We start from the raw sequence: 12788 nt of genomic DNA, 5'->3' as shown, positions 1-12788 counted from the left end.
GACGTAAATTGAAATTCATATATCAAATGAATACCCATCCCTTAAAAGTTTTAAAATATTGCCCAAAATGTGGTTCCACAGCATTTAATAAATCCGGCGATCGCTCATTAAAATGTGCTGCCTGTGGATTTCATTTTTTTATAAATTCGGCAGCGGCTGTGGCGGCATTGGTTACCGATGAATCGGGAAAACTAATGTTAGTTACCCGTGGAGTTGAACCAAACTATGGAAAACTCGATTTGCCGGGAGGTTTTATCGACCCACTGGAATCGGCAGAAGACGCCGTGAAACGCGAACTAAAAGAAGAGCTGGGGGTGGAGGTAAAGTCGTTAAAGTATCTCGGATCTGCTCCAAATGAATATGTTTTTTCGGCGTACACCGTTTTTACACTTGATATGGCATTTCAGGTTACAGCGGATTCTTTGGAGCACCTAAAACCGATGGACGATATTCTTGATTATAAATTCTATTCGGAAGAAGAGTTGGATTACGACGATATCCCTGCTCCTTCGATTAAAGGTTTTGTGATAGATTATTTTAAAAAACTGAAAGCATAAGAAACAAGTAATGAAATCAGAAATAAAGCAACGACTGGAAGCCTTACGCGCCGAAATGAAAAAGCTTGGTATTGATGCTTGGTACATTTCAGGTACCGATCCGCATTCGAGCGAATATTTACCCAAACGCTGGGAAACACGCGAGTACATTTCGGGATTTACAGGTTCGTATGGTTTGGTAGCGGTAACGCTTGACAATGCCGCTTTATGGACCGATTCGCGTTATTTTTTACAGGCTACGCAAGAATTGGAAGGCACCGGAATTGAAATGATGAAGCTACGTGTACCTGATGCGGTGTCGCCCGAAAGTTGGCTGAGTGAAAATTTGCCTGCCCGAAGTAAAGTGGGCCTCGACACAAAATCGTTAACTGTTGACGCTTTCAGAAATCTTGAAAAAGGATTTTTGAAAAAGGATATAGAACTGACGGAAACGCCTGATTTGTTTGATGCTATTTGGGAAGACCGCCCGGCTATTCCAAGTGATAAGGCCTTTGAGCTGGATCTAAAATACGCCGGAGTTGGACGATCTGAAAAACAACAAAAGATTTCACGCGAGCTGGCTGAACATGGAGCTGATATTCACGTGATATCAATGTTAGACGAACTGGCGTGGTTGTATAACCTGCGTGGCTCGGATGTTCCTTATAATCCGGTTTTTACCGCTTTTGCAATTATTGGTGAAAATGCAAATGTGCTTTTTGTTGATTCGGATAAAATTGATTCGGAACTAAAAACAAAGCTTGAAAATGATGGTGTTCAGTTAAAAGATTACAACACGTTTTTCGAATACCTGGCTGAAATAAAAGACAAAACGATTTTCGTCGATCCTTCTACTTTAAATTTTGCAGCATATAACGCACTTGCGCAGAATAATGAAATCGTTGACGGAACTTCGTTGGTAGCGATACAAAAGGCTGTGAAAAACGAAACTGAACTGGAAGGATTCAGAAGTGCCATGAAAAAAGACGGTGTGGCTTTGGTGGAGTGTTTGCACTGGTTAAAAGAAACGATCGGGAAAGAAACGGTAACTGATTATGAGTTTGGTGTAAAACTGGCTGAATTCAGAGCTAAACAAGATGGTTTTAAAGGCGAAAGTTTTCCGCCGATTGTTGGTTATAAAAGTCGTGGCGCATTGGTACATCTGCATATTGGCCCGGATGATGGGTTGCCGCTGGAAGCCGATGGTGTGGTGCTTTTTGATTCCGGTGGTCAGTATATAAGCGGAACTACGGATATTACCCGTACAGTTGCTTTGGGTGCGGTTTCAGAACAATTTAAAACTGACTTTACCTTGACATTGAAAGGAATGATCGGTTTAACACAAGCCAAGTTCCCGTATGGCGTTAAAGGTTGTCACCTCGATATTCTGGCGCGTCAGGCACTTTGGGAAAACGGTTTGAATTACGGCCACGGCACCGGGCACGGAGTTGGTCATTTCCTGAATGTTCATGAAGGCCCAATGTCAATCCGGTTGGAATACAACGAAAACCTGATGCTTCCGGGACAGGTGCTTTCGAACGAACCGGCATTTTACCGCGAAGGGGAGTACGGACTACGCACCGAAAATATGATGGTTTGTGTGGAACGTGAAAAAACAGCGTTTGGTCGTTTTCTTGGATTTGATACGCTGACACTTTGCCCAATCGACACATCGTTGATAAAAATCGATTTGTTGACCGAAAAGGAGCGAAAATGGCTCAACGATTACCACCTTTGGGTAAACGCCGAATTAAAACCACTTCTTGAAAATAAATATCACAAGTTTTTGGATGTATTAACGGAACAAATTTAATTGGCAACGGGTAAGGTAAAGCAAAAGGTACTGCCTTCATTTTCCTTACTGCTAACTGATATTTCTCCGCCGTTTTTTTCAACAAACTCTTTACAAAGAAGCAGCCCTAATCCGGTTCCGCTTTCTTTCGATGTTCCAACGCGCTGAGTTTTGCTGTTAAGGTTAAACAAGTCATTCTTTGTTTTTTCGTTCATGCCAATTCCATTATCAGTAACGCAAAATTCATAATATCCGTTTTTCGAGCAAGAAGTTATCGTGATATTTCCTTCAATGTTGGTAAACTTAATTCCATTTGAAATGAGGTTACGGAATACGGTGGAGATCATGTTTTTATCGGCTTTGCAAAAAACGTCGTTGTCTACCTTATTTGTAATTGAAATTTGTTTCGAATCGGCATGTTGCTTTAATACCTCAAGATTTTCACGTACAACTTCTGCAGGATTAAATTCTATAGGTGCAACTTTAACGGTGCCAATTTGTGAACGCGACCATTCCAATAGATTTTGCAATAAAGCGTATGTGTTTTTTGAGGCGTCGTTTATGTCCTGAACAAACTCCAGCTTGTTCTCATCTTCAAATATTTCCCAGTTCGCAAGCATTGCATCCGACAGTCCTAGTAGTGCATTAAAAGGGCTTTTTAAGTCGTGAGCAATAATGGAAAAGAATTTATCTTTAGCAGCGTTAGCCTCTCTTAATTCTTCAGTGCGTTCAGCAACCTGCTCTTCTAACGATGCATTTAATTCCAGCAGTTCCTTATTCTGTTTGCGTATTTTAATTTCCTGCAAAAAGCTTTTTACCGCTTCTTTTACGGTTAAAACCAAATCATCTTTATCCCAGGGTTTTGCAATATATCTATACAGTTTTGCATTGTTTATAGCATTACTAATACCTTCGATACTGGCCTGGCCGGTTAAAAGAATCTTCAACGATTCGGGTGATAGTTGGTGAATTTCTTTTAAAAGCTCATCGCCTTTCATTCCCGGCATAATATAATCCGAAATGATAACAGGTACTTGTTGCCCTTCATCAATCAGTTCTTTAAAAAATTCCAGTGCATCTTCACCGCTGTCTGATGTTTCAATATTATACTCTTCTCCAAATGATGATTCAAGTTGCTCTTGAATAGCCTCCAGAATTATCTCTTCATCGTCGACACAAATAATTGTTTGTTTTTTCATTTACCCCTTATTTTCAATTTTTGCCAAACCTGTTTTTATTACTTGTTCTAAATCCTGAGACGACCATGGTTTTGAAATATAAGCATGCAATTCTGCATTTTTAATTGCATTGTTAATGGCCTTCTCATCTGCTTGTCCGGTTAACATTACTTTTACTATGTTTGGGAATTTCTTATGAACTTCGATCAAAAAATCGTCACCTTTTTTACCCGGCATTAACCAGTCGGAAACAATCACAAGTACATCAACCGCTTCTTCCATCAATTCATCAATTACTTCCAGTCCTTCCTCTGCATTTTCTGCAGATTCATACAAGTATTCATCTCCGAAGATGTTTTTTATTTGTTCTCCTAAACTGTCAAGAATTATACTTTCATCATCAACACAAACTATCGCCTTTTTCTTCATAACCTCATTAATTAACAGGTAATGTAATAATAAAAGTTGTTCCTTTGCCTACCTCGCTCTCAAAATCTAAATTGCCCTGATGCTTTTCAATTATTTTCAGAACAAGCTCAAGTCCTATTCCTGTTCCTTCTCCGGCTTTTTTGGTAGTGAAAAAAGGCTCAAAAATCTTTTCATGTATATCGTCCGGAATCCCACATCCGGTATCTGCAATCTGCACCTGAATACGTTCCTGTAGATTTCTTATAGTAATGGTCAGCTGTCCATGGTTATCCATTGCTTGAATTGAATTGGATATAATATTTGTCCAAACCTGAACCAGTTCGTCGGGATAACAGCGGATCAACGGAATATCATCGTCGTAGTCTTGAACAATTTCAATGCCTTGTTTTATACGGTTATGATGCAAAGTCAGCACCATGTCGATATTCTCTTTTAGGTTGCTTAGCTCTTTATCCATACCCTGATCTTTATGGGTAAATCGTTTAAGGGCGTACACAACCTTCGATGCTTTTTCAACGGCCAGTTTTATATTTTCCGAATTTTTTCTTACCGAGTAAATGTCGCGTAACGATTTTAAAATGAATACAGGATTTTCAACATTCATTAAGGGAATAATTTGATCGACCACCTCATAAAGATTCAGGTAAATCAAATGATCGGTCATTGTATACGTGTCTTCAAGTCCAGCGTTTTCAAGCTTTTCTTTAACCTGTTTTTTATAGAGTCGTTTTTCTTTTGAAATCAATGGTGGTTTACTCCGGTCTATCAGTTTCATAATTTTCAGAAATACCACCAATTCATGCTCGGTTAACCGTGTAAACAAAATATATAAGTTATCCATCGATTCATCGAGCGATTTGGAGATGTTATCGACAGAGGCGTTAATGGCGCCAATAGGGGTGTTAATTTCGTGTGCAACACCGGCAATCAGGTTTCCCAGCGCCCGCATTTTTTCTGACTGCACCAATTGCGATTGGGTTAGTTTCAGGTCGGCGATGGTAGCTTCCAGTTCTTCAGTTTGTTGTTTTAACTTTTGATTTTGCTGACGAATTGTTTTTTCGCGCTCAATCCGCCTTGTAATATCGTGGGCCACTCCTTCAACCGATATAAGTTCTCCGGCATCATTATACAAAGGCGACTCAGTAATTTCTATTACTTTTATTGACCCATCTTTGGTTTTTAACTCCAGTTGAAAAGTTTTTTGTTTTTCTCCTGTGGCGCTTTTTTCTAATATTTCTTTGGTTTTATCGTTTAGCTCACTGTCGATCATATGTTGCACTAAACCCAGTTTTGCCTCATCTACATCGTAGCCCAAAATTTGTTCAACAGACGGGCTCATGTAGAGGTATTCTCCGTCGGTATTATGAGAATAAAAGAAATATTCGTTTCCCAGACTTTCAATAAGCTGTTTATATTTCATCGTTCTTTCTGTTTAGCGTCTGTAAAATGCCGAATAGTAGTCGACAAGTTTAAACAATAATTTCATCGTGTTTTTGAAATTATTTTTAAGCAGCACCAAAATTATAATAATTGTAATAAGATTGAATATTGATTAGCTATTTCGTGCAGATCTGTGAAGAATTTAAAATCTGTTAAACTTTCAAACTTGTAGCTTTTGGATTTTTGCTATTTGAACGACGTCCGATAAGCAGGAAGAAAGTATTTACAAAATAACTAAGAATTATCAGTCCATTTCCAAAATCCTGATAGTTGAATAAAGTAAATAGTTTGCCTGTTAACGCAGTTATTCCGCCCAAAAACATTGCCCAAATAACGTTTTTCTTGTTCACTTTAACAGCTAACAGACCGAATAATACAGGAACCACAAATGCTCCGGAAAAAAAGCTTAGTGCTAAAAGTAAAGCCTGAATGACTGAAGTAATATATAAGGCAATCAGTAAACTTAAAATACCAATTACAATAACCAGCCAGCGCGTGAGTGGCAATGACTGTTTTTTCTCCAGATTACCGCTGAATAATTCGCTTAAAATCATCGACGAGGTTAGTAAAGTTGTATCGGCCGACGACATTACCGCCGAAAGTAGCGCTGCTATAAATAAACCATAAGCCCAATTGGGGAGTAAATGCCCGGCAAAGGCCATAATGCCTTCGTTGTTGCCGCCCGAGTAAACACCTAAATAAGTTAAGGCAAACGAAATGGGGATTAATAGAGTGGCCACTATGAGAATACTCTTACGGGCTGTTTTTTCATTACTGGCACAAAACAGGCGTGAATATATATCGGGTCCAACAATAAAAGTTACTGAATAGGTCATTAACAGAACGATCAGGTCAACCAATGAAAAGGAGGCATTAAACAGCGCGTTTATATTTAATGGTTCAACCTGCTTGTGTTCTGGCGATTTGAAGCCATAAAAAAGAAGTGCTGCCAGTCCACCAACAATCAATACCGCCTGAAGGGTATCGGTTTTTAGAATACTTAGCTGGCCACCAAGAAGCGTATAAACAATAAAAACAAAGCCGGATAAAATTGCTGCATTTTGGTACGAAATAAAACCAAGTCCCTGGAGAATTTGTGCAGCAGCGATAATTTGTGCAGCCACAATCCCTAACCAGGCTAATGGAATTATAATTGTTGAAAAACGTTCGGCTTTGCGTCCAAAAAATTTCCCTAAAAGTTCGGGAAGTGTATAATTTCCATACCGGCTGACATATTTTGAAATTGGTGCCAGAATAAACAATCCGATAGCCGCCGAAAACAAAAACCATAAGGCTGCCCAGCCTCTCGTTTGGCTTAATTCAATAGTTCCCATCAGTGCCGAACCACCCAAAATAGTTGCCAGCAAGCTTCCTGAAACAGGGAGTAGTTTGGCTTTTTTCCCAGCCACGTAATAGTCCGATGGTTTTTTAATCCGAAATGCTGAATAAACGCCAATCCCGACAATAAAAATAAAATAAATAAGTATGGTTATTTCTGTTCGCATAATTACAGCTGACAAATATCGGAATTAATGTTTCATTATTGTATTTTTGCTTGTCAATAAAATAGGAAAGCATATTCATTTTATTGATCCTGTTATAAGAAAGTGGCATTTGGTGCTACAATGAGTATAATGGGGTTAAAGTGTAAAATAGGTTTCAATTAATTTTGATTTATAACGCATTAAATGGATTTGAATATCAGAGAATCACAACCCGGTGATTTTTATTTCCTTGAAAAGCTGGAAAACGAATCATTTCCGCATTTTCAACAGAGTTCCCGCAAAAGTATACGACACAGCCTGGACAGTAAGTTTCAGGAAGTATTAATAGTTGAGAAGAAAGAAGGTGAAAAGTCAGCTTCCGTTGGCGCACTCACTTTGTTTAAATATAAACACGCACTGCGTATTTATTCAATAGCAGTTGTGCCCGAATACCAAAATAGCGGATTAGGCACATTCATGTTGAATTATGTGAAAAACCTGGCGATAGAAAAACAATATCGTAAAATTTTAATTGAGGTTCAGGTTGTAAACAAGAAGTTGATCGAGTGGTATAAAAAGCAAGGATTTAATGTGTTGTACACTATTCCTGATTATTACACAAGAGGAGAAGATGCGGTGAAAATGGAATTTAGCACGGGGGCTGAAGTTGTCCGTAAAAAAACCACCAATATTATTGTAATCAATCAACCGCATAAGTGGACTTTTACCGATGTGAATGCTAAAGTTATCTCGGTAAAAGAGTACATCAGCAACCCGGTTTACCAGAACAGCACCGATATGCGTGTTTTTAATCTCTGTAGTTCATACAAATATCAGAGCTACGGTTATTATGTGTCGTTGCTGGCGGCTGCTCGCGGTCATCGTGTAATTCCAAGTTCGGTTACATTGCGCGACTTTAAAATGCTGAATGTTATCCATTCCACCTCGTACGATATTGATGAATGGATAAACAAAGCGCTGGAAAAAATAAAAGATGATAAGTTTCAGCTAAAAATCTATTTCGGACAGACGGACGCCAAAAGTTTTAACTCCATTGCCAACCGACTTTATCTTTTGTTTGAGACTCCGCTTTTTGAGATTGATTTTGTTAAACAGGAGAAATGGATAATTAAAGGAATTAAAGTGCTAAGCCTAAACAAATTGCCCGAAAGCGAAATTGAGGTAATTTACGAGTTCGCGCGCAAGTATTTTAGTAAGCGGCGCTTTAATAAAACCACGCTGATCAATTATAAATACGACATTGCCATTCTTATTGATCCTGAAGAAGAAACGCCACCATCGTGCAAACGGGCGCTTCAAAAGTTTAAAGCTGCGGCCAACCTAAAAGGTTTGTATGCCGAGTTTATTACACAAAATGATTTTGATAAAATAAACGAATTCGACGCACTTTTTATCCGCGAAACCACCAATGTAAACGACCATACCTACGAATTTTCACGAATGGCCTACGCCGAAGGTTTGGTTGTGATCGATGATCCCTGGTCGATATTACGGTGTTCCAACAAAATATTTCAGAACGAGATTTTTAGAAAGCACAAAATTTTAACCCCGCAAACGGTTGTTTTCACCAAGAACATTTTTGATAAGGAAGATTTAGAAGGGATGAATTTCCCCTTGGTGTTAAAGCAACCTGATAGTGCATTTTCTTTGGGAATAACAAAAGTGGAGAATAAGGAAGAGGCTTCTGATGCAATAAATCAACTGTTCAAAAAATCGGATATGATTGTTTGCCAGGAGTTTCTCTATTCCGAATTTGACTGGAGGATAGGTGTGCTCGACAACCAGCCACTTTTTGCCTGCAAGTATTACATGTCGAAAGGACATTGGCAAATTTATAACTGGACCGGTAAGGCCGAAGAGTATTCCGGAGATTCGGAGACTGTGAATATCGATGAAGTTCCGGAAGAAGTGGTTAAAACAGCTCTAAAAGCAGCAGCCTTGATTGGTGATGGCTTGTACGGTGTCGACCTGAAGTTGGTGAACGATAAAGTATATGTGGTTGAAGTAAATGATAATCCAAATATTGATGCGGATATTGAAGATTATATTTTAAAAGATACATTATACGATCAAATCATCGAATCGATTTATAACCGGATTGAAATATCGAAAAATATTCAAAAGATAAATTTCAGGAATAAGTGAAATTGCAATTTTGCCTTATCCGATCGATTAGATTTCAATGGGATTTCACTTTGAAAGTTGCTTGTTTAAGTGTAATTTCAAACTTTCCTAAAGAAAATATTAATAATATCACCTAATTACCAAAAGCATGAAGAAGTTAATTTATTTGAGTTTTATTTGGGGACTATTTTTAGTGGCATGTACTTCGAACGAGAAGCCAGAGCCACCTGTTGCAAAAAAGATGATGAAAGAACTTACGATACATGGTCATACGCGCATTGACAATTATTACTGGATGAACGAGCGCGAAAACCCTGAAGTGATTGCACATTTGGAAGCTGAAAATGCTTACAAAGATGCTGTGATGAAACATACCGAACCGCTTCAGGAAAAATTGTTTGAGGAAATAAAGTCGAAAATTAAACCGGAAAACGAGTCGGTACCCTACAAGAAGAATGGTTACTACTATTACTACAAACAGTTACCCGGTAAAGAATACAATGTAAATTGCCGGAAGAAAGGGAATCTTGATGCGGAAGAGGAAGTAATACTCGACGAGAATCGTTTGGCAGAAGGACAGGACTTTTTTATGCTAGGCGGATTGTCGGTTAGTCCCGACAACAAAATGATTGCCTACGGAACAGATACTGTAAGTCGAAGGAAATACACGATTTATTTTAAAAATCTGGAAACCGGCGAAGTTTTACCCGATGCCATTCCTCTGACAACCGGGAGTGCCATTTGGGCCAACGATAATAAAACGGTTTATTATACATTGAAAGATGATGTTACGCTTCGTTCCGAGAAAATTATGAAGCACGTCATCGGAACACCGGTTGAGGACGATGTTGAAGTGTATTATGAAGACGATGAGACATTCTCAGTATTTATCTTTAAAACAAAATCTCAAAAATACCTGATCATTGGAAGTGAAAGTACATTGACTTCTGAATACCGTTTTCTGGATGCCAATAATCCGGAAGGCGAATTCAGGATTATTCAGCCCCGTGTTCGTGGGGTGGAATATTCTGTCGATCATTTTAAAAACGACTTTTACATTCGTACAAACTTAAATGCGCTGAACTTCCGTTTAATGAAAACGCCGGTTACAGCACCAGAAAAGGAGAATTGGACGGAGGTAATTCCACATCGCAGCGATATTTATTTTAGTGGTTTTGATATTTTAAAAGATTACCTGGTAGTAACCGAACGGATAGAAGGTATTAACCAACTTCGCGTAATTTCGTGGAAAGGTGGAGAATACTACATTGATTTTGATGAAGAAGTGTATACGGTTAGTCCGAATGTAAACCTCGATTTTGATACCGATGTTTTCCGTTTCAGCTACACTTCGATGACCACTCCGAATTCGATTTACGATTATAACCTGAAAACAAAAGAGCGCAAGTTACTCAAGCAACAGGAAGTGCTCGGAGGTTTTAACAAGAATGATTACGAAACCAAACGTATTTACGCAACAGCTGGCGACGGAACAAAAATTCCGATGTCGATTGTATATAAAAAAGGCATGGAAAAAAATGGCAATAATCCAGCGTTGTTATATGGATATGGTTCGTATGGAATTACAAACAATCCAAGCTTTTCTTTAGCGCGTTTACCTCTGCTCGATCGTGGTTTTGTTTATGCGATTGCACATATTCGTGGAAGCCAAATTAATGGTCGCCAGTGGTACGAAGACGGTAAATTGCTGAAAAAGATGAACACTTTTACCGATTTTAATGACTGTGCTCAATTCCTGATTGATGATGGATACACCAACTCCGAAAAATTATTTGCCATGGGCGGAAGTGCCGGCGGACTTTTAATGGGCGCTTGTATAAATCTTCGCCCCGAGTTGTACAAAGGAGTTATTGCCGCTGTTCCGTTTGTTGATGTTGTTACTACCATGCTCGACGAAAGTATTCCGCTTACTACAAGTGAATTCGATGAATGGGGAAACCCAAAAATTGAAAAGTATTATTATTACATGCTTGCGTATTCGCCCTACGATAATGTGGAAGCGAAAGATTATCCGGCATTGCTGGTAACAACCGGATTACACGACTCGCAGGTTCAATATTGGGAACCGGCTAAATGGGTAGCCAAATTACGCGAATTGAAAACTGATGAGAATCCATTGCTATTTCACATAAATATGGATTACGGCCATGGAGGAGCCTCCGGGCGTTTTGAATGGATAAAAGAAACAGCGCTGGAATATGCGTTTATTTTCGATCAGTTAGGGATAAAATAAAGAAGTGTTAAAAAATTTTACAGGCCTCGATAATATTTATCGGGGCTTTTTTATTCCGCTGAAATTATTTTTGAATTCTACAACAATCTTATTGCAGACTCTAAAAATTGATTAAATTTGCTGCTGTCGTGTTCGTACACGATTTAAATAATAAACCAATTAAAACTAAAATCTAATAAAAGTGAAAAACTTTATTTCGATCTTATTTCTTACGATTTCTACAATTTTAGTAACAAACGCAAACGCCCAGGATGGATGGGAAAATCTATTTAATGGTGAAAACCTTGATGGATGGATACAACGTAACGGTGAAGCAGAATACGAAGTGGTTGACGGGGAAATTGTTGGAACCACGGTTGCCGGTACGCCAAACTCATTTTTATGTACTGAAAAAAATTACAGCGATTTTGTTTTTGAAGTGGAATTACTGGTAGAGCCTAATATGAATTCCGGCATTCAATTCAGAAGTTTAAGTCTGCCCGATTATAACAACGGGAGAGTACATGGTTATCAATGCGAGGTTGACCCATCTGAACGTGCCTGGAGTGCAGGTATCTACGACGAAGCACGTCGTGGGTGGCTGTATCCGCTTGACCTTAATCCCGATGCGCGAAAAGCCTTGAAAATGGGACATTGGAATAAATATCGCATTGAGTGTATTGGAAACTCAATTCGTACATGGTTAAACGATATTCCGGTTGCTCATGTTATCGATGATATGACCTCCGAAGGTTTTATTGCACTTCAGGTACATGGAATCGGAAATAATAAAGAAAAGGAAGGCGAGCAAATAAAATGGCGAAATATTCGCATAAAAACTGAAAACCTGGTGCCAGATTTTTATTCTGACATTCATGTGGAAAACCTTGTTGCCAACAACTTGAACATTGTGGAAAAGAAACAAGGCTTCCATCTCTTATTTGATGGACAATCAACCGATTGCTGGAAGAATGCAAATACCGGGGAATTTCCTGAACAAGGTTGGCAAGTAAAAAATGGTGTCTTAACCATTTTGTCAAGTCGTCAGGATTCCAGTAAAAAAGGAGGAGATATTATTACCAAAGAAGAATTTGGCCCTTTCGAATTCAAATTTGATTTTATGTATACGGATGGTGCGAATAGTGGTGTGAAATACGGACTTGGTAATAACGGCCCCAGCATAGGATTGGAATATCAGATTTTGGATGATGAGAAGCATCCTGATGCTAAAAAAGGAGTAGTGGGTAACCGCACTATGTCGTCGCTTTACGACCTGATACCTTCGAGCAAAGAAAGACGTTTTACAAAAGGGCCCAACGAATGGAATCGCGGGCGAGTTGTGGTTTATCCATGTGGAAAAGTACAACATTGGCTGAACGGAAGAAAAGTAGTAGAATATACTCGTGGCGATAATATTTATAAAGCTCTTGTAGCACGCAGTAAATACGCCGGTTTTGAAGGTTTCGGAATGGCCGAAAAAGGTCCAATTCTTTTACAGGACCACCATGACACTGTTCATTTTAGAAGTTTAAAAATAAGAAATTTATAACC

The 12788-nt window shown here is 38.8% G+C and carries 9 protein-coding genes; 5 read left to right on the top strand and 4 right to left on the bottom strand.

Features of this window, described 5'->3' with window-relative positions; all coding sequences use genetic code 11:
* Positions 1 to 26: 26 nt before the first annotated feature.
* Positions 27 to 557: an NUDIX domain-containing protein gene (locus G0Q07_RS12215; RefSeq protein WP_163346352.1), complete on the top strand. Its 531-nt coding sequence runs from the start codon at positions 27 to 29 to the stop codon at positions 555 to 557.
* A gap of 10 nt (positions 558 to 567) precedes the next feature.
* Positions 568 to 2349 (top strand): aminopeptidase P family N-terminal domain-containing protein, encoded by a 1782-nt coding sequence (locus G0Q07_RS12210; RefSeq protein ID WP_163346351.1) that lies wholly within the window; start codon positions 568 to 570, stop codon positions 2347 to 2349.
* Here G0Q07_RS12210 and G0Q07_RS12205 read toward each other — a convergent pair.
* From G0Q07_RS12205 to G0Q07_RS12190, 4 genes are all read right to left on the bottom strand, one after another.
* Positions 2346 to 3527 carry a hybrid sensor histidine kinase/response regulator gene (locus tag G0Q07_RS12205; protein WP_163346350.1) on the bottom strand — a complete coding sequence of 394 codons (1182 nt, stop codon included), beginning with the start codon at positions 3525 to 3527 and terminating at the stop codon, positions 2346 to 2348. The two genes, G0Q07_RS12210 and G0Q07_RS12205, sit on opposite strands and share 4 nt — an antisense overlap.
* Complete coding sequence (locus tag G0Q07_RS12200) at positions 3528 to 3935, bottom strand: response regulator (protein WP_163346349.1); 408 nt, start codon at positions 3933 to 3935, stop codon at positions 3528 to 3530.
* 7 nt (positions 3936 to 3942) lie between these two features.
* On the bottom strand, positions 3943 to 5355 hold the full coding sequence (locus tag G0Q07_RS12195) for a PAS domain-containing sensor histidine kinase (protein WP_163346348.1): 1413 nt from the start codon (positions 5353 to 5355) through the stop codon (positions 3943 to 3945).
* Between the two features lie 172 nt (positions 5356 to 5527).
* On the bottom strand, positions 5528 to 6880 hold the full coding sequence (locus G0Q07_RS12190) for a sodium:solute symporter family protein (RefSeq protein WP_163346347.1): 1353 nt from the start codon (positions 6878 to 6880) through the stop codon (positions 5528 to 5530).
* 183 nt (positions 6881 to 7063) lie between these two features.
* Here G0Q07_RS12190 and G0Q07_RS12185 point away from each other — a divergent pair, with 183 nt between their 5' ends.
* The 3 genes from G0Q07_RS12185 to G0Q07_RS12175 all read left to right on the top strand — a co-directional run bounded on the left by G0Q07_RS12185 (position 7064) and on the right by G0Q07_RS12175 (position 12786).
* A complete protein-coding gene (locus tag G0Q07_RS12185) occupies positions 7064 to 9025 on the top strand; it encodes a GNAT family N-acetyltransferase (RefSeq protein WP_163346346.1) in 1962 nt (653 codons plus the stop codon).
* A 127-nt stretch (positions 9026 to 9152) separates the two neighbouring features.
* Positions 9153 to 11258, top strand: a complete 2106-nt coding sequence (locus G0Q07_RS12180) for a S9 family peptidase (RefSeq protein ID WP_163346345.1) — start codon at positions 9153 to 9155, stop codon at positions 11256 to 11258.
* Between the two features lie 181 nt (positions 11259 to 11439).
* The gene (locus G0Q07_RS12175; protein ID WP_203532534.1) at positions 11440 to 12786 is read left to right on the top strand and encodes a 3-keto-disaccharide hydrolase; all 1347 of its coding nucleotides are present in this window, start codon (positions 11440 to 11442) and stop codon (positions 12784 to 12786) included.
* Positions 12787 to 12788: the final 2 nt, after the last annotated feature.

The sequence above is a fragment of the Draconibacterium halophilum genome, from assembly GCF_010448835.1.
Taxonomy (GTDB): Bacteria; Bacteroidota; Bacteroidia; order Bacteroidales; family Prolixibacteraceae; genus Draconibacterium; species Draconibacterium halophilum.
The sequence above is the reverse complement of the archived record's forward strand: the minus strand, read 5'-3'. Positions and strand labels throughout refer to the sequence as shown.

Excerpts from the sequence above, each read along its gene's own strand:
- G0Q07_RS12190 (WP_163346347.1), bottom strand. The coding sequence starts at position 6,880 with ATGCGAACAGAAATAACCATACTTATTTATTTTATTTTTATTGTCGGG.
- G0Q07_RS12195 (WP_163346348.1), bottom strand. The coding sequence starts at position 5,355 with ATGAAATATAAACAGCTTATTGAAAGTCTGGGAAACGAATATTTCTTT.
- G0Q07_RS12210 (WP_163346351.1), top strand. The coding sequence starts at position 568 with ATGAAATCAGAAATAAAGCAACGACTGGAAGCCTTACGCGCCGAAATG.
- G0Q07_RS12215 (WP_163346352.1), top strand. The coding sequence starts at position 27 with ATGAATACCCATCCCTTAAAAGTTTTAAAATATTGCCCAAAATGTGGT.
- G0Q07_RS12205 (WP_163346350.1), bottom strand. The coding sequence starts at position 3,527 with ATGAAAAAACAAACAATTATTTGTGTCGACGATGAAGAGATAATTCTG.
- G0Q07_RS12180 (WP_163346345.1), top strand. The coding sequence starts at position 9,153 with ATGAAGAAGTTAATTTATTTGAGTTTTATTTGGGGACTATTTTTAGTG.
- G0Q07_RS12200 (WP_163346349.1), bottom strand. The coding sequence starts at position 3,935 with ATGAAGAAAAAGGCGATAGTTTGTGTTGATGATGAAAGTATAATTCTT.
- G0Q07_RS12185 (WP_163346346.1), top strand. The coding sequence starts at position 7,064 with ATGGATTTGAATATCAGAGAATCACAACCCGGTGATTTTTATTTCCTT.